The sequence below is a fragment of the Methylobacterium sp. WL1 genome, from assembly GCF_008000895.1.
Lineage (GTDB): Bacteria > Pseudomonadota > Alphaproteobacteria > Rhizobiales > Beijerinckiaceae > Methylobacterium.
Window position 1 is genome coordinate 5,000,655 of sequence record NZ_CP042823.1, and the last position, 17,205, is coordinate 5,017,859.

The 17,205-nt window shown below is 67.6% G+C and carries 13 protein-coding genes; 6 read left to right on the top strand and 7 right to left on the bottom strand.

The genetic code is table 11. The features are described from left to right. Positions 1-161: 161 nt before the first annotated feature. Genes FVA80_RS24410 through FVA80_RS24430 form a run of 5 tightly spaced genes read right to left on the bottom strand, consistent with a single transcriptional unit; the run spans position 162 to position 7,449 of the window. Positions 162-2,054, bottom strand: coding sequence for a TRAP transporter large permease subunit (locus FVA80_RS24410; RefSeq protein ID WP_147907796.1), 1,893 nt, complete (start codon positions 2,052-2,054; stop codon positions 162-164). Positions 2,055-2,113: 59 nt separating this feature from the next. Further along, positions 2,114-3,844 (bottom strand): thiamine pyrophosphate-binding protein, encoded by a 1,731-nt coding sequence (locus FVA80_RS24415; RefSeq protein WP_147907797.1) that lies wholly within the window; start codon positions 3,842-3,844, stop codon positions 2,114-2,116. A gap of 24 nt (positions 3,845-3,868) precedes the next feature. After that, positions 3,869-4,801, bottom strand: coding sequence for an AEC family transporter (locus tag FVA80_RS24420; RefSeq protein WP_147907798.1), 933 nt, complete (start codon positions 4,799-4,801; stop codon positions 3,869-3,871). A gap of 58 nt (positions 4,802-4,859) precedes the next feature. Then, the gene (locus FVA80_RS24425) at positions 4,860-6,437 is read right to left on the bottom strand and encodes an AMP-binding protein (protein ID WP_147907799.1); all 1,578 of its coding nucleotides are present in this window, start codon (positions 6,435-6,437) and stop codon (positions 4,860-4,862) included. A 52-nt stretch (positions 6,438-6,489) separates the two neighbouring features. Beyond that, positions 6,490-7,449 (bottom strand): TRAP transporter substrate-binding protein, encoded by a 960-nt coding sequence (locus tag FVA80_RS24430; RefSeq protein WP_243970969.1) that lies wholly within the window; start codon positions 7,447-7,449, stop codon positions 6,490-6,492. 403 nt (positions 7,450-7,852) lie between these two features. Between FVA80_RS24430 and FVA80_RS24435 the strand changes: the two genes are divergently transcribed. The 6 genes from FVA80_RS24435 (at position 7,853) to FVA80_RS24460 (ending at position 13,279) form a co-directional block, all read left to right on the top strand. Beyond that, positions 7,853-8,572 carry a GntR family transcriptional regulator gene (locus FVA80_RS24435; RefSeq protein WP_147907800.1) on the top strand — a complete coding sequence of 240 codons (720 nt, stop codon included), beginning with the start codon at positions 7,853-7,855 and terminating at the stop codon, positions 8,570-8,572. Between the two features lie 38 nt (positions 8,573-8,610). Then, the gene (locus FVA80_RS24440; protein WP_147907801.1) at positions 8,611-9,816 is read left to right on the top strand and encodes an acyl-CoA dehydrogenase family protein; all 1,206 of its coding nucleotides are present in this window, start codon (positions 8,611-8,613) and stop codon (positions 9,814-9,816) included. Positions 9,817-9,976: 160 nt separating this feature from the next. Next, entirely contained in the window at positions 9,977-11,155 is a 1,179-nt protein-coding gene (bktB, locus tag FVA80_RS24445; RefSeq protein ID WP_147907802.1) for a beta-ketothiolase BktB, read from the top strand. Between the two features lies 1 nt (position 11,156). Continuing rightward, positions 11,157-11,924 carry an SDR family NAD(P)-dependent oxidoreductase gene (locus FVA80_RS24450; RefSeq protein WP_147907803.1) on the top strand — a complete coding sequence of 256 codons (768 nt, stop codon included), beginning with the start codon at positions 11,157-11,159 and terminating at the stop codon, positions 11,922-11,924. Between the two features lie 3 nt (positions 11,925-11,927). After that, positions 11,928-12,938 (top strand): phosphotransferase family protein, encoded by a 1,011-nt coding sequence (locus FVA80_RS24455; RefSeq protein ID WP_147907804.1) that lies wholly within the window; start codon positions 11,928-11,930, stop codon positions 12,936-12,938. A gap of 2 nt (positions 12,939-12,940) precedes the next feature. After that, positions 12,941-13,279: a DUF6285 domain-containing protein gene (locus FVA80_RS24460; RefSeq protein WP_147907805.1), complete on the top strand. Its 339-nt coding sequence runs from the start codon at positions 12,941-12,943 to the stop codon at positions 13,277-13,279. 767 nt (positions 13,280-14,046) lie between these two features. Here FVA80_RS24460 and FVA80_RS32050 read toward each other — a convergent pair. Further along, entirely contained in the window at positions 14,047-15,432 is a 1,386-nt protein-coding gene (locus FVA80_RS32050; RefSeq protein WP_147907806.1) for a hypothetical protein, read from the bottom strand. Then, on the bottom strand, positions 15,425-16,435 hold the full coding sequence (locus tag FVA80_RS24470; RefSeq protein ID WP_187193494.1) for a nucleoid-associated protein: 1,011 nt from the start codon (positions 16,433-16,435) through the stop codon (positions 15,425-15,427). The genes FVA80_RS32050 and FVA80_RS24470 overlap by 8 nt, the downstream gene beginning before the upstream one ends. Between the last annotated feature and the right edge of the window lie 770 nt (positions 16,436-17,205).

The following is a 17,205-nucleotide window of genomic DNA, read 5'->3' on the forward strand; positions in this document are numbered from 1 at the left end:
TAGACGTTCGGCTTTGCGCCCATCTCAGACATTCCTCCCTTACGATGCGCTTCTCTTAAGCGGACGTCCAAGCGGTGCACAGCACGGTTCATATCTCCCCATGAGCCGAACATGGATTGGAACTGCCTCAGTGCGCCGCGTGTCCTCTCATCTGGGCTGGCTTAGAGGAATCCGATCGAGAACCAGGGGACGAGGATGATGACGAGCAGGCCAATCAAGAGGGCGACGATGTAGCCGACGATCGGGCGCATCCCGGCATCGGGGTGGATCCGGCTGATGGCGCAGGCCGCGTAGTAGCCGACACCGAAGGGCGGGGCGAACAGGCCGATGCCCATCGCGAGAATCACCACCATGGCGTAGTGGACCTCGTGCACCCCGACCGCCCGGGCGATCGGGAACAGCAGCGGGCCGAACAGCACGATCGCCGGGATGCCCTCCAGCACCGATCCCAGGACGATGAAGGCGAGGGCCGAGACGAACAGGAAGCCGAGCGCGCCGCCCGGCAGGCTCTTCATCACCTCGGCCAGCGTCTGCGAGAAGCCCGACTGGGTCAGCGCCCAGGCCATGCCAGTGGCCGCGCCGATGATCAGCAGGATCGCCCCCGACAGCGTGGCGGTGGTCACCAGCATCGGGTAGAGCCGCCGCCAGTCGAACTGCTGGTAGATCAGCAGCCCCGCCAGCGCCGCGTAGACGATGCCGATGGTGGACACCTCGGTGGCGGTGGCGATGCCCTCGACCACGGCGAAGCGGATCACGAACGGCAGGGCCAGCGCCGGGATCGCGACCAGGAAGGCGCGGCCGATGATGCGTCCGGACGGCCGGGCGACGTGGCTGAGGTCCTCCCGGCGGTAGCGCCACCAGACCAGCGCGCAGAGGGTCGCGGCGAGCACGAGACCGGGCAGCAGGCCGCCGGTGAACAGGGCCGTAATCGACACGCCGGTGACCGAGCCGATGGTGATAAGCACGATGGAGGGCGGGATCGTCTCGGTCTGCGCGCCGGTAGTGGCGAGCAGCGCCACGAGGTCGCCCTCCTTGGCGCCCCGGGCCCTCATCTCGGGGAACAGCACGGGGGCGACCGCGGCCATGTCGGCGGCCTTCGAGCCGGAGATGCCCGACACGAGGTACATCGCGCCGACCAGCACGTAGTGCAGGCCGCCGCGGACGTGCCCGAGCAGGCTCGCCAGGAACCCGACCATGGCGCGGGCCATGCCGGTCATCTCGATGAGCAGGCCGAGGAACACAAACAGCGGCACGGCGAGCAGGATCAGGTGGCTCATGCCCTCGTCCATGCGCCCGACCACCACCATCGCGGGCGCGTGGGTGGTCAGCGTGATGTACGCGAAGGTGGACAGGCCGAACGCGAAGGCGATTGGCACGCCGGAGAAGACCAGCGCGCCGACGCCTAGGACGAAGAACAGCAGCAGGTTGAGGTTGCCGAGGTCCATCAGCCAGGGCTGGAGGGCCACGAGTCCGGCGGCGACCGCGACGCCGAGCACGAGCGCCCCCGCGGTCAGCTTCCAGTCGGCCGTCTCCAGGAGCCGGATCGCCGCGACGAGCAGCATGAGGCCCAGCCCGACCGGCAGGGCGGCGGCGCGCCACGCGTTGTTCAGCTCCAGCGCGGGCGTCTGGACGAAGGTCTCCTCGCTGGCGAACTCCCAAGCCGGCTCCAGCAGCAGCGCCACGAAGATCAGGCCCGCCACCAGGGCGACCGTCTCCAGGAAGGTGCGCAGGCGCGGCCCGCTCATGGCCACGAAGGCGGTCATCCGCATGTGCTCGGCGCGGCGGAAGGCGACCACGGCGCCCAGCATGGCGAGCCACAGGAACAGGATCGAGGCGAGCTCGTCGGACCAGACGAGGGGTTCGCGGAATACGTAGCGGCTCACGACGCCGCCGAGCAGCACCGCGATCTCGGCGAGCACGAGCAGGGCGGCGGGGATCTCTACGAGGTAGCCGAGCCCGTCGTCGAGGCGGCGCAGCCAGCCCCGGGCGCGCAGGGGCGGACCCGAAAGCTCGAGCCCGGCCGCGCTCTCGACCGCCGCGATATCGATCTGCATGCTGCCCTCCCATCAGGCGGCGACGCCGGGACTGCCGCCCGGTTCGTCGCGTCGTCGATCTACGGTGTCTCGCTCGTACGCGTCGCACGCCATGTCCGTTCCGCCTCGTCCCAGGCGGCCAGTGGCTGAAGATCGGGGACCCAGGCGAGGCCGGTCTTGGCGTCGGATGAGACAGCTTCGGGGGTCACCACGATGTCGAGAAGCGCCGGCCGATTGGCGAGCGCGCGCGCGATGGCCGGTCCAAGCTGCTCTGCGGTCTCCACGCGCTCCCCATGCATGCCGAAGGCGCGGGCCATCGCGGCGTGATCGCTGAACTGAAGCAGGGTTCCGACGACCTTGCCGTGCGTGACTGTCTGATCATGCACCTCGATCTGCCACGCGCCGTTGTTAGCCACGACGATCAGCACCGGCGCCTTGTGGCGCGCGGCCGTGTCGAGTTCGATGGCGTTAAAGCCGAAGGCGCCGTCGCCGGTCGCGACCAGTACGGTTTTGTCCGGCCGCGCCAGGCTCGCGGCGATCCCATAGGGCACCCCGACGCCGATGCAGCCGAACGGCCCCGGATCGAGCATGGTCGGCGCCGACAGGCCGACGCGGGCAAAGCTCAGGAAATCGCCCCCGTCGGTGATCACGATGGCGTCGTCACCGATCGCGTCCTGGAGGGCGGAGATCACCCGGTTCGGGTGAAGGCGGCCATCGCTGCCGTTGGGCGCCTCCGCCATCGTCTGGCGGAGCTTCTTCGCGCGCCCTACATGGCTCGCGCGGAGCTTGCCCGCCCAGTCGGGGTCGACCGCCGAGGGCCGGTTGCCAGCGGTCTCGACCAGCGCGCTGAGTGCCGGGCCGGCAGATGCGAGGATCTCCACCGCGCCGCGGCGATTGTCGCGCAGCTCCTGCGGGATGTCGGCGATGCGCACGAACTTGGCGTCCCCGAACACGGCCGGCGACCCGTAGGCGAGCTGGAAGTCAAGGCGGCGGCCGACGGTGAGCACCACGTCGGCGTCGCCCATCACCGCTCCGCGCATGGCCGCGACCACGGCGGGATGGCCGTCGGGCACCAGGCCGCGGCTTTCGCCGGTGTCGAGGTAGACGGCGCCGAGGCGGTCGAGCAGCGCGGTCAGCTCCGGCCCGGCCCCGCGGGCGCCGCGCCCCGAGATCACCAGGACGCGCCGGGCCGACCACAGCAACTCCACCGCCTCGGCAATCCGGTCGGGATCTGGCCGCGCCTGCGCGCGCGGCCGGGGCGCGAGGTGCTCGGGCAGTTGCATGGCCTTCGGCACGGGCTGGCGCATCGTGTCGGTGGGGAAGTCGATATAGGCGGGTCCCGGCTCGCCGCCCTCGCCCAAGGCGCGGGAGATCGCCTCGTCGAGCTCGGCCAGGGCTAGCGTCGACTCGCGCACAGTGCGGGCGTAGCGGGTGACCGAGCGCACAATCGCCGTGTGGTCGAGGTCCTGCAGGCCGCCGCGGTTCTCCTGGGCCCGCGGGCTGGTGCCGGAGATGACCAGCACGGGCGCGCGGGAGACGTGGGCGTTGGCAATGCCGGTGACCGCGTTCGTCATGCCGGGGCCCGCCGTCACCAGGGCGACGCCGATTCTCCCGGTCACCTCGGCATGGGCCTGCGCCATGTGCACAGCGGCGCGCTCGTCGCGCACGTCCACGATGTCGATGCCCTCCGCGTCGAGGCGCATCCAGATCGGCATGATGTGGCCGCCGCATAGGGCGAAGACCCGCTCGACGCCCCGCGCCTTCAGCGACTTGGCCATCAGGGCGGCGACGCTATCTGGAGTGACCTGCATGCGGATGATCCTTTCTCAGGGGGCTCAGCCGAGCCATGCCACGAGGGTCGAGACGGTGAGGACGGAGACGAGGTGCGAGATCAGGATCGCCCCGGAGGTCACGCCCGCCCGCAACCCATAGAGCTTGGCGATGGTAAAGGGGCCCGAGCCGATTGGCAGCGCGCTGAGCAGCACCGCCGCCCGCGCCCAGAGCGGCGGCACGTCGAAGATCCAGAAGACGAGAAGGGCCGTCACGGCCGGCTGGAACAGCAGCTTCAGGACGACCAGCAGGCCGATCCGGCTCCGGTCGCCGGACAGCGCGCTCTCCTGGGCGAGGAACAGGCCTATGCAAACCAGTGCGCACGGGGACGCCGCGCCGCCGAGGAGCTTGGCGGCGGTCTCCAGCGGCTGGGGCAGCGGCAGGCCGGTGAGGCCGGCGCCGAGCCCCGCGACCGGCGCCAGAAACAAGGGGTTGCGCAGGAGCGAGACCAGGACCCGGCGCACGGTGTTGCGGCGGTCGACGCCCCGGCGGAGGTCGAACTCCACGAGCACGATCGCCGTGAGGAACAGGACGCATGCGGTGAACAGGGTGGCGATCACCGCTGCCGGGAGGCCCTCCGGCCCGAACACCAGCAGGCAGAGCGGGATGCCCATGAAGCCGACGTTGCCGTAGCCCGCATCCAGCCCCTCGATACTGGCATCCGCCATCGAGCCGCCGCGGCGTAGCCCGAACCAGAAGGCCAAGGCGAAGGTGAGGCTGATGCCACCGGCAAATCCCGCCGCGAAGCCGACCTGCCCGATCTCGGCCGGCGTGATCCGGGCCATCGTCGTGAAGATCAGCGCCGGCAGCGCGAGGTAGACCGCGAAGCGGTTGATGCTGTCGGTCGACTCGCGCGTGAACCCGCCCAAGCGGCTGCACAGGAACCCAACCAGGATCAGCGCAAAGATCGGGACGGCCGCGTTCAGGACGGCCTGCATCGCACCGGCCGTCGACGGGGACTGGGGCGGGGGAATCGACGGGCATCGCGGGCACCCATCAAGCCGGCGTGCCCGCACCGGCCTCGGCGCTCAACTGCGCCTTGAGGACGCGGTAGAGCACCTTGCCGGTGGCGTTGCGCGGCACGGCCTCGGCGGCGATGAAAGAGCAGGTGCGCGGCCGCTTGTAGCCGGCCAGTCGGTCCCGGCTCCAGCCGATCAGGTCGGCTTCGGTCAGGGCGGTGCCCGGGTGCAGTACGACGACGGCGTGGACGCGCTCGCCCCACTTGGCGTCCGGCAGACCGACTACGGCAACGTCTTGCACGCAGGGATGGGTGCCGAGCGCCGCCTCGATCTCGGAGGGATAGACGTTCTCGCCGCCCGAGATGATCATGTTGCTCTTGCGGTCGACTAGTTGGATGAACCCGTCCGCGTCGCGCCGGGCCATGTCGCCCACCGTGCAGTACGCGCCGCGGAAGGCGGCGGCGGTCTTTTCCGGCAGCTTCCAGTAGCCGTCGAAGGTGTAGGGATTGCAGGAATAGAGTTCGCCGGGCTCCCCGTCCGGCACCTCGTCGCCATCCGCGTCGAGGATCCGGATTGGGGCGGAGCCGACGCATTCGCGGCCGACCGAGCCGAGTTTCGTGAACTGGTCGCGGGGGTGTAGCATCGTCACCCAGCCGGTCTCAGTCGCCCCGTAGAGCTCGTACAGCCCGGAATTGTGGAACAGCCCCATCACCGCCCGCTTGGTCTCCTGGCGGGCGGGCGCGGAGGAGATCATCAGCTTGGTGACGCGGTCGAGGTCGTAGCGTGAGCTCTCCTGCGCGGACAAGCCGAGCATCATGATGTAGTGGGTCGGCACGAGCGAGGTGAAGGTCGCGCCGCCCTCGGCCAGGGTGCGCAGGCAGTGCTCTGGGTCAAAGCTCTTGCGCGAGTAGATCGTCGTCGCACCGCCGCAATAGCTGAACGCCCCGAAGAAGTAGAGCGAGTTGGCGTGGCACATCGGCATGACGAGCAGCGCGCTGTCATTGCGGTGGATGCCGAGCTCGATCTCCGTGCATAGGGCCATGAGGCTGGCACCGCGGTGACTGCGGATTGCGCCCTTCGGGTTGCCGGTGGTGCCCGAGGTGTACATCAGCATCCACGGATCGGCCGCTGCGACGGCCACGTCCGGCTCGGCGTCGCTGGCGGCCGCGAGGAATGCCTCGTAGTCCCGGTAGCCTTTCGGGCAAGGCGTGGGCCCGAAATGGACGACGTTGCCCTCGGGCAGGCCGAGATCAGCTCGCACATCCTCGACGACGCCGGCCAGCTCGTCCTGAACGATCAGGGCCGACGCCTCGGCGTTGGTCATGATGAAGCGGATCTCGGGCCCGACGAGGCGGAAGTTGATCGGCACGGCGACGAGGCCAGCCTTGGCGGTCGCCGCGTAGATCTCGGCCCATTCTACGCAGTTGTAGGCGAGCACCCCGACGCGCGCGCCCTTCCCGAGGCCGAGGCCGAGCAGCGCGTTCGCCAAGCGGCAGGCGCGCGCGTTCCACAGGTGGAACGTCATCGATCGTTCCAGGTCGCGCGCGCCGAGGCGCTCCGGCGCGAGCCGCGCATGCACCGAGAGCATCTGCCCGAGCGTCAGGAGCTCCTTCATGGCGCCATCTCCTCGATCGTTCTCGCCTGGTGGTTCCCGCCTTTCGGACGCATCAGCCGATGGCGCCGGCGTACTTCTCCAGCAACGCCCACGCTTCGGTCCCGAACTTGCCCTTCCAGGTCTTGTAGAAGTCCGTCTTGGCGAGAGCCTGCTGGAACTGCGCCGGATCGGTGGTGTTGAAGGCCAGCCCCTTTCCCTCCAGCGCCACTTTCAGGTCGGCACTATCCTTGAGGTTGTCCTCGCGCTGCTTGAGGGCGGCGGCATTGAAGTGCTTGGCCATTACCGCTTGCAAGTCCGCTGGGATCGTCTTCCAGACGCGGCCGCTCGCGAGCAGCCAGAAGCCGTCCCAGGCGTGATTGGTGAGCGAGCAGAACTTCTGCACCTCGTAGAACTTCGTCGCGTTAATGATCGCCAGCGGGTTTTCCTGCCCGTCAGTGATCCTGGTCTGAAGTGCGGCGTAGGCCTCGCTCAGGGGGATGCTGGTCGGCGCGGCACCCAGCGCCGTGAACAGCGAGACCCACAATGGGACGACGGGCACGCGGATCTTGAAGCCCCTGAGGTCCTCGGGACGGCTGATCGGCTTGGTGCTCGTCGTGACTTGGCGGAAGCCGTTGTCCCACATCGCCTCGAACGGATGCAGGTTGGCTTTCTCGATGCTGCTGCGCATGTACGCACCGACCTCGCCGTCCATTGCCGGCCAGACTTTGTCGTAGCTCGGGAAGACGAACCCGATGGCCGGCAGCGCGGCTGCTGACACCAGCGTCGACAGCAGGGTCGTGGGCATAGTCGCGAGTTCGAGCGCCCCCGAGCGCAGCTGCGAGATCATGTCCGTATCGCTGCCGAGCTGATTGTTCGGGAACACGGAGATCGATAGGCGCCCGTTCGTCTCCTTCTCGATCGCGCCAACCGCCTCGGCGAGCCGGACGTTGAGTGAGTGCGTCAGCGGCACGTCGTTGCCGAACTTCAGTTTAAGCGGCGCCCCCTGCGCGCGTAGGACCGCCGGGCTGAGCACGGTCCCTGCGCCGAGCGCTGCCGCGCCGGCGAGCCCGAGGAAAGCCCGGCGGCCGAGGGGAGCGGTCCGATCCGGGCGAATGGACGCGTTGGTTGGCGTGGTCACGGCGTTCCTCCCATGCTCGCCGCGTTGCGAACCGTCGCACGCGGCTTTGTATAAGTCCGCCGGCTCGCGCCGGACAGCGTCAGGTGACGCATCCAACGGCCGGGCAAAGACCTCATCGGCGTGAACACTGAGATGGCGCTCAGCATCCGCCCAATCGCGTCTCCAGGCCCAGCGCCTTAGAAACCCTCGCCGACTCACTTTGAATTCGAATATGGTATGCGAGTTTTGAATTTGCACAAGCGCTGAAATGGTGCAGGATCGCTCCAGCGGGTGGCAGGAAAGACGGCGGGCGGGAAAGATGGCGGGCGGGGCGCCAGTGCCAAGTCTGGTCGAGCAGGTCTACGAGCGGATCCTTTCCGAGATCTGCGAGGGCACGCTCGCGCCGAACGCGCGGCTGATCCAGGACGAGCTCGCGGCCGCCTATGAGGTTTCGCGGCAGCCGGTGCAGCAGGCGCTGATGCTGCTGCGCGAGCGCGGCTTCGTGGCCGACGCCCCGAAACGCGGGGTGATCGTGACGCCGCTCGACGCTGACGTGCTGCGGGACGTCTACGAGACCCGGGAGGTACTGGACGGCCTGTCCTGCCGGCTGGCAGCCGAGCGGGGCTCCGATCGCGCTCAGGCCGAGGGCCCTGCCCTCATCGCGCGGGGCCGGGAGGCGATCAGCGGCGGATCAGTCGCCCGGCAGATCGCCGCGGACCTGGATTTCCACCAGTTCATCTACGCAATATCGGGCAACCGGTCGGTGGAGGAGGCAGCCCGTCCGCACTGGCACTTCATGCGCCGGATCATGGGCGCGGTGCTGCGGGTCGAGCGCGACATCTCCAGCGACATCTGGAACGAGCACACCACCATACTGGACGCGATCATCGCGGGGGAGCCCGCGGAGGCCGAGACGCTGGGGCGCGCCCACATCGCGCGCGCCTCGAAGAAGTTTTCGGGCCAGCTGCGCGCGCTCCAGGAGCAGACGGCGGCCCGGCACAAGAGCCGTTCGCTGACCGCGCATTCCAGAATTGGGTGACCGGGTGCATCGAGCGCAGCAGGACTAAAGGGTACGACGTGGATTTCACCATTTCTGCCGGCGTCGAGGCGTACCGCGCCCGAATCGCGGCCTTCGTCGACACGCACATCCTGCCCCTGGAGGCGGACCCGCCCGCCTATGACGGGAACGGGAACATCGGCTTAGGCGAACTGGCCCGGCTGCGCGGCCTCGCGCAGGAGCAGGGTCTCTGGTGCCTCCAGCTCAGGCCGGAGACCGGCGGGGCCGGCCTCGACAAGGTCGGCATGGCGGTCTGCTACGAGGCGATGAACCGCTCGATCTTCGGGCCGGTCGTGTTCAACTCCGCCGCCCCCGACGACGGCAACATGACGGTGCTGGAGAAGGTCGCGACGCAGGCCCAGAAGGAGCGGTGGCTCGACCCGATCGTGCGCGGCGAGGTCCGCTCCGCCTTCGCCATGACCGAGCCGCATCCCGGCGGCGGCTCCGATCCCGGCATGATCCAGACCCGGGCCGAGCGGCGGGGCGACACCTACGTGGTCACCGGGCGCAAATGGTACATCACCGGGGCCGAGGAGGCCGCGCACTTCATCCTGATGGCGCGCACTTCCGACGATGCCCGCAAGGGGCTGACCGCCTTCCTGTTCCACAAGGACCAGCCCGGATGGGAGATCCTGCGCCGGATCCCGATCATGGGCCCGGAGGAGCATGGCGGCCATTGCGAGTTGCTGTTCGACGGTCTGGAGATCCCGGCCGAGAACGTCCTGATGAACGAGGGCGACGGCCTGAAGCTGACCCAGATCCGCCTCGGCCCCGCCCGGCTTACCCATTGCATGCGCTGGCTCGGCCTGTCGAAGCGCTGCGTCGAGATCGCCCGGGCCTACGCGGCGGAGCGCCATGGCTTCGGCATCCGGCTCGCCGACCGGGAGAGCATCCAGCTCATGCTCGGCGACCTCGCCATGCGGATCGAGATCGGCCGGCTGCTGGTGATGAAGGCCGCCTGGGCGCTGGACCAGGGCAGCTTCGCCCGCAAGGAAGTCTCGATGGCCAAGGTCCACGTGGCCAATCTCCTCCACGCGGCGGCCGACGTGGCGATCCAGATCAACGGCGCCCGGGGCTACTCGACCGACACGCCCCTGGAATGGATCTACCGCTACGCCCGGCAGGCCCGGCTGGTGGACGGCGCCGACGAGGTCCACAAGATGGTGCTCAACCGCAATCTCGAGGCGGAGGGCGATGCCTTCTGGACGTGGACCGTCGGGGCGTGACCGCCGGGACGGGGACGACGCGCCGGTGGTCACGCCCCCGTACCCGCATCCTGATCTGCCCGCGCCCGCGGCCCGGCACCGCGGCACGCGGTGCCGGGATCGGATGTCCGCGTCTCGCGACAGGACCTGACAGACGCACCGAAGCGTGGAGTTTATGACGATGACCGATGTCGTGATCACAGGGGCGGTACGGACCGCGATCGGCACGTTCGGGGGGTCGCTCGCGGCGATCCCGCCGGCGGCGTTGGCAGCCCAGTGCGTGGCGGAGGCACTTAAGCGCGCCGCGACCGCACCCGAAGCGATCGGCCACGTGGTCTTCGGCAGCGTAATTCCTACCGAACCGCGGGACGCCTACCTCGCGCGCATCGCCGCCATGGAGGGCGGCATCCCCAAGGAGGTGCCGGCCATGACGGTCAACCGCCTCTGCGGCAGCGGCTTGCAGGCGATCGTCTCGGCCGCGCAATCGATCCTCCTCGGGGATGCCGACACGGCGGTCGCCGGGGGAGCCGAGAGCATGAGCCGCGCACCGCACCTGCTGAAGGTCGGGCGCACCGGCCAGCGCATGGGCGATGCCGTGCTGGTCGACTACATGCTGGGCGCGCTGAACGACCCGTTCGGCAACGGCCATATGGGCGTCACCGCCGAGAACGTGGCGGAGCGTTACGCCGTCTCCCGCGACCAGCAGGACGCCTTCGCGGCCGAGAGCCAGGCCCGGGCCGCGCGGGCGATCCGCGAAGGCCGGTTCCGCGACCAGATCCTGCCGGTCGCCGTGCAGCGCACGCGCGAGACGGTGGCGTTCGACACCGACGAGCACCCCAAGGCCGCGAGCGCCGAGGATCTGGCGAAGCTGCGCCCGGCCTTCTCGAAGACCGGCAGCGTGACGGCCGGCAACGCCTCGGGCCTCAACGACGGCGCCGCCGCCCTCGTCCTGTCCAGCGCCGACCGGGCGGAGCGGGACGGCCGCACGCCCCTGGCCCGCATCGTCGGCTACGCCCATGCCGGCGTGGACCCGTCCGAGATGGGCATGGGTCCGGTCCCGGCCGTGCGCCGATTGCTGGAGCGGACGGGCTTGCGGGCCGCCGATTTCGACGTGATCGAATCGAACGAGGCCTTCGCGTCCCAGGCCTGCGCCGTCTCCCGCGAACTCGACCTCGACCCCGCGAAGGTCAATCCGAACGGCGGCGCCATCGCGCTCGGCCATCCGATCGGCGCGACGGGGGCGATCATCACCGTGAAGGCGCTCTACGAGCTGGCCCGGACGGGCGGACGTTACGGGCTGGTGACCATGTGCATCGGTGGCGGACAGGGTATCGCCATGGCCGTCGAGCGGCTGCGCTGAGATGGCCGACCTCTTCGATCTCGCCGGCCGGCATGTCCTGGTGACCGGCGCCTCCAGCGGCCTCGGCCGCCACTTCGCCGGGACGCTGGTGCGCGCGGGGGCGCACCTGTCCCTCTGCGCGCGCCGGGCGGACGCCCTCGCCGAGACCGTCGCCGGCGTCTCCGGGGAGGGCGGCCAAGCGCAGGCCGTCGTCATGGACGTCACCGACGCGGCCAGCATCGAGCGGGCCCTCGACGCCGCCGAGGCCCGCTTCGGTCCGGTCCATGTCGTCGTCAACAATGCCGGGATCACCGCGACGAAGCCCGCCCTCGACCTCGACAAGGCCGACTGGGACGGGGTCCTCGATACGAACCTGAAGGGCGTCTGGCTGGTGGCTCAGGCGGCCGGCCGGCGCATGGTCCGCCACGGCGCGGGCGGCAGCATCGTCAACATCGCGTCGATCCTGGGCCTGCGGGTCACCGGCGGACTGGCGCCCTACGCGGCCTCGAAGGCCGGGGTCGTCCAGCTGACCAAGAGCCTCGCCCTCGAATGGGCGCGCTACGGCATCCGGGTGAACGCCCTGGCGCCCGGCTACATCAAGACCGAGCTGAACGACGCGTTCTTCGAATCGGAGCCCGGCAAGGCCCTGATCAGGCGGGTGCCGCAGCGGCGTCTGGGGGAGGCGGCCGAACTCGACGGGCCGCTCCTCCTGCTCGCCTCCGATGCCGGGGCGTACATGACCGGCAGCGTCGTGGCGGTCGATGGCGGCCACCTCGTGTCGGGCCTGTAGCGGATGGATCAGGATCGGCTGCGCATCTGGCTGGCCGGGACGCTCGGCTGCCCGGACCTCGCCATCGCGGATACGCGTCCCCTCGGCGGCGGCTCCATTCAGGAGAATCGGCTCGTCAGCTGCCGGGTCGGCGACGACGTGCGCGCCTTCGTGCTGCGCATGGATGCGGCCGCCACCATCGCGTCGAGCCGGACCCGTGCCGAGGAGTTCCGGATCCTAGAGGCGGTCTGGAACGCCGGGGTCCGGGTGCCCGAACCCGTCGCCTTCTGCGAGGATCCGGAAGTGATCGGCGCCCCGTTCGCGGTCATGGGGCTGGTCGAGGGCGTGGGGCTGGGCCCGCGGATCGCCAAGGATCCGAGCCTCGGCGGCGACCGGGAGCAGCTCGCCGAGACCCTGGGCCGCGAACTGGCGAAGATCCACGCCACGCTCGACCCACGGGCGCTGCCGGGCGGGCTCGCCTTCCTGGGCGCGCCCGAACCGGATCCCGCACGAGCCGAGATCGCGCGTCTGCGCGCGAGCCTCGACGGTATCGGTGTCCGGCGCCCGGCGATCGAGTGGGGGCTGCGTTGGGGGGAGGTCCGCGCCCCGGCCTGCCCGGCGCCGACCCTCGTCCACCGGGATTTCCGGACGGGCAACTACATGGTCGACGGATCCGGCCTCACGGCCGTGCTGGACTGGGAGTTCGCCGGCTGGGGTGACCCGGATCAAGACCTCGGCTGGTTCTGCGCCGCCTGCTGGCGCTTCGGCCGGCCCGAGCGTGAGGCGGGCGGCGTCGGTTCCCGCGCGGCCTTCTACCGGGGCTACACGTCCGAGAGCGGGCGGACGGTCGATCCGGCGCGCGTGGCCTACTGGGAGGTGATGGCCCATGTGCGCTGGGCGGTGATCGCGCTGGAGCAGGGCGCGCGCCACGTCTCCGGGCGCGAGTTCTCCCTCGAACTGGCACTGACCGGCCGGATGGTGCCCGACCTGGAACGGGCGATCCTGCGGGCGACCGCCCCCGCAGCATGGAGCTGAGCATGCAGGACGAACCCTCCGGCGCCGCCCTCCTCGACGCGGCCCGCCGCGCCCTCACCGAGGAGGTCGTGCCCGGCCTCACCGGCCGCCCGCGCTACGTCGCCCTGATGGTCACCAACGCCATCGGCATTGCCGCCCGCGAAATCGTGCAGGCGGACCAGCTCGCAAAGGCCGGCGCGCGCGTGCTCGATGGCGCAGGCGCGCCCGACAATCCGATGGAGAATCTGGTCCGAACCATCCGAGAGGGGCAGCACGATGCGGATGAGGATCTCCAAGCAGCGCTTACCGAAGCGGTCGAAGTGGCAGCACAAATTTGGAAGCCGTCGGCGCCGGATAAATAATGTACTTTTTCTGCAAAGCCGATCTACATAGATTATAATTGAATCAAAATTCGATCATGTAGTTTGATCGTGTCGAATATGTCGAAGGACCGTCGACCACGCGAGAGGCGAACGCGAGGTAGCTGGCGTGCTCGACGGCGCCGGACTGACAGACGCGGTCAATTGGTTAGAGGTCGAAGGATGTAGCTTCTGTCCAGGGCACCTCCGGTTCGTGCCAATCCCTGTACGGATCGTCCTCACGCATGTTCGCCCTAGCCCCACCTAGCGCGCGCCTGGATCTGATGAATCAATGAGGCCGACGTTCAGAGCACCAAACAACGCGATTACCCGCGTCTCTTGCCCCTGAAAACGCAGGGCATCGCGCGCACGCTCCGCTCGGCTCTAGTCCCATGCCGCGTAAACGACCTCGGTGCCGACGTCATGCCAATCCTCGCCTGACGGAGTTGAACAACCGCTTTCGGGCGCACCATAGATCGATTTTTACGACGAGGTTGGGTCGGTAGCGGCTTGTCCGCTTATCCGCATCAGCTGTCCAAAAGCGGATCGGCGGCTTTCGGCCAAACCCTGCCATTCCAGACCGCAGCTTCGCGCCATGAACGGACATCAGCTGATCGCCCGGTAGCGGACATTCTGTTTCGGATGACCGTCGCCGTGTCGCCCCCTGGAGCGGGCCGCTCCTATGCGATCAGTTCTACCGAGCTATCAGCCGAACTGCGGTGACACGGAGTGTCCTCTCCTCCCCTGGCGCTTCTGACAGCGCAAACCACTTACGGCTGCGGGTGGGCCTGTGGCGTGGGAGCCATTTTCGGCTTGGCGGGCGTTGGCGGAGCCGGATCTGGTAGCGGGCTTGGCTTAGACGGCGCCGCGTTCATCGGTGTGTTGGCTGGCGAGACAGGCGACGGAGGCGTCCGAGCCGGTGCGACAGGCGTCACAGCCGGCGGGATCGGTGTTGGTGCCGACGCGGAGACTTCACCTGACCAACAGCTCATGTACGGAACGTTGGTCACTCGATACGCGACGAACGTGGCCACCGCTGCCCCGACGACTGCGAGCACGCCAACAAACCCCAGAAACCTTCGCTGCCATTTGATCCGACCGGCGAGGGTGACGAAAATCGTATCGAACTGATCGCTTAGCGCCGCAAAGTCCCGCTGAAACGTGGTTTTTTGGCGCGCGATATCGTCGGATATGGACGCCAGCGTCGCCCATTGGTTTCCGATGGCGATCGCCAAGAGCGCGACGAAGATCCACGCTCCCACGACGACGGCGAAGTTGGTCCAGAACTCGACGCCGCAGGCGGATGTGACTTTCAGCTGCGAGGCGACGATGACCGTCGCGACAGGGATACCGAGCAACTGCGTCTGGATATCGATAATCGTTTTATGGATTTTGTTGAGATAATCGATGCGTGCGGCTTCGATCTCGTTGCGGATCTTTGAGTAAGAGAAGCTGGACGCGAACAGCTGATAGCCGTTGCGAACTTCCTCGTTCACCGAACCGAGGTTTGCGATGAGGTGGCGAAACCGGACTGCGACCGGCTGAGACGCGCAGATCCCGATGACGGCTTCGGCGAGGATCGCGAGCTTCTGGTCTCGGTGAATCTCGTCGGCGCACGCGCTGAGAATGGCGTCGGTGTCGGAGACGCTCACACGGTCTAAGTCGGCGGCCTTATAAGCCAGCGGAACGCTGAACTTGCCATCCTTGATGAAGATCAATTCCCTTTTGGATTGATCGACATAGGCCGCTGCTTCGCCGACGAGCTTCGTGAACTCGATGACCTTGCGATAGGTCGCTAGGCGCTCGGGACAGGGATCGATGTCCGGTGTGATACCGCCGTCGATGACGAAGTAGGCGCGCGGTTCTTTGACCCGCGCTTCCGGGGTATCGAGCAACCCGTCGAAGTCGCGAACGAGGGAGCCGAGCGCAGTCCGGGGTGGGCCGACGCGGACTGATACGATCTGACCGACTTGAAGCGCGCCATCGTCAAGTACCACGATGTCTGCGTCAACAGCGACATCCTGGTCATCTTCGATGAGTTGGATGACCTCCAGGACTTCTGGGGTCGCAATCGACAGCCTTCCCTGATCACTGTTCTGCTCGAAGGCGATATAACGATACAGCAGGGTCAGCTGGTCGAATGTGATCCTAGCCATCTTGGCTGTACTCAGCGCGCAGCTGCGCTGTGAGATCCTCCGGCAGGCCGGTCAACGTGAGGGTGTTGTCCTCAGCGTTGAACCGCACGTTTCCGCGGGTGATCGCGTCGCGGTTGAACTCGATGCTCCAGGTCGGGGTCTTGCCCTTGAATTTGATCAGCGGTCCGAGGGCGCGGCGATCAGGCACGAAGCCGTCGTTAAGGCGCAGATCGGGATCGGCCAGAACGGTCATCAGCCTCTCGGGATCCTGCGGGCTCAGTTCGTTGGCCAGCGCCTCGAAGCTGAGTTCCTCCTGAGCCTTGGCCGAACGCTCGCAGATGGTTTTCGCGCGGGCGAGGAAATCGTCTTTTCTCGGGGTGTCCATGCCTTCATCGGTGGCGAATGCCATCAACGCTTGGACAAGCTCGGCCGTGTCGCGGCGGTTCTGGACCGTGGTGTCACAGCCGAGGAATTCCTTGAAGTACTCGGAGACCTCCCGCTTGCCCTTCAAGAAGCCGATGTAGCGCTCCTCGCCGTTGGCCCAGCTGGTCATGTTGATGCGGCCCGCGAACCGAAAACCGTCCATGTCGAGATGGCGGACATCCTGAACATCGAGATCGCTCGTCATCGACGCGCCGAGCTTCTCGTTGACGATCGCGATGAGGAGGTACTGCCGTTCTTCGCGCTCGAAGTGAGCGAAGAAGACGTGGCCGCCCGTGGCAGCGCCCTTGTAGCCCGCCTGGGCTTTTAGCGTTTCCATCATCTTGTGCGTCAGCGTCGTGAAGTCGCTGGGCTGGACGTTGAGGTAGGCGCGGAGGTGCTTCTCGGTCGGAAATCGATCTTCATCGACCGCGAATTTCCCGTAAGATTTCGAGGTCCGCTTGGCGTAGAGAGCGGTGAGGTCGTCGATCACGCGTTGCATCGTCTGAGTAACTTTCAGATCGCTTTTTCCGTGCTTAACGACGAAGGCCCCCTGGGTTTTGGTCAGGTCGTGGATCGCGACGCGGATAATGGTGTTTGTCACCTGCCCTCCCAGCGGCGAATGCAACGACCTCAGGTGTCGTTCACTGCGGCCGAGACTGGCTTGGCGCAAGGACGCTGACAACCCAGACGATACGATCGCCGCCCCCTGTCCCGAGCTCCTTTCGGGGTGAGTTGAACCGTGCAGAGCGCTGACCCCGCATCCCACGTGACCCCGCTGTTTTACATTGTGAACGAAACAAGAACAAGTGTGGGATGGCAGCGGCGTGCTCGCTACGCCAAAGCGCAGAGAACCTGCGCCGCTGTATGCAAACTAGGGTTTTGCATACAGCACTTTTCGAAGTGTCGGACTGCGTGGGACTGACGGTCGCCGTCGAAAATGCGACTGGCGAGAAGGCCCGCCATCTTGAAGAGCTTCGGGTCCTGTCGCGATCGCATTGGGGTGGCGGCCGGAGCGCGCCGGAGCTTCTCGTGGTGTTTATCCGTCCCAATGGTCGCGACGCGGCGCGGGCGGGTACGACAGAACCCTGGCCCCAGGCGGCGTTACGCGTGAAAGCTGTTCGCCCAATGCGAGCGGATCGCTAGAGTCCCCGACGAGCAGAAACGGCAACGGTCTAAAAAGGACACTCGAGCAAACGCCTCGTAATGCGCCAAAAGGGCGACAAACCGCGGTGGAGCACAACACCCCCAGTCAACCCTGCCGAAGGTTCATAGCCGCGGGCTGGTCGCCCACAAGCGGACATTCCCAATGCCCGGAATGGGTCAATTTTTCGCGTTGGCGGAGGCCTTCCCGGACTACGACGCGAATGTCGG

What these genes read in the sequence shown, in the direction of transcription:
- FVA80_RS24410 (WP_147907796.1), bottom strand. Translation starts at nt 2,054, where the DNA reads ATGCAGATCGATATCGCGGCGGTCGAGAGCGCGGCCGGGCTCGAGCTT.
- FVA80_RS24415 (WP_147907797.1), bottom strand. Translation starts at nt 3,844, where the DNA reads ATGCAGGTCACTCCAGATAGCGTCGCCGCCCTGATGGCCAAGTCGCTG.
- FVA80_RS24420 (WP_147907798.1), bottom strand. Translation starts at nt 4,801, where the DNA reads ATGCAGGCCGTCCTGAACGCGGCCGTCCCGATCTTTGCGCTGATCCTG.
- FVA80_RS24425 (WP_147907799.1), bottom strand. Translation starts at nt 6,437, where the DNA reads ATGAAGGAGCTCCTGACGCTCGGGCAGATGCTCTCGGTGCATGCGCGG.
- FVA80_RS24435 (WP_147907800.1), top strand. Translation starts at nt 7,853, where the DNA reads ATGGCGGGCGGGGCGCCAGTGCCAAGTCTGGTCGAGCAGGTCTACGAG.
- bktB (WP_147907802.1), top strand. Translation starts at nt 9,977, where the DNA reads ATGACCGATGTCGTGATCACAGGGGCGGTACGGACCGCGATCGGCACG.
- FVA80_RS24450 (WP_147907803.1), top strand. Translation starts at nt 11,157, where the DNA reads ATGGCCGACCTCTTCGATCTCGCCGGCCGGCATGTCCTGGTGACCGGC.
- FVA80_RS24455 (WP_147907804.1), top strand. Translation starts at nt 11,928, where the DNA reads ATGGATCAGGATCGGCTGCGCATCTGGCTGGCCGGGACGCTCGGCTGC.
- FVA80_RS24460 (WP_147907805.1), top strand. Translation starts at nt 12,941, where the DNA reads ATGCAGGACGAACCCTCCGGCGCCGCCCTCCTCGACGCGGCCCGCCGC.
- FVA80_RS32050 (WP_147907806.1), bottom strand. Translation starts at nt 15,432, where the DNA reads ATGGCTAGGATCACATTCGACCAGCTGACCCTGCTGTATCGTTATATC.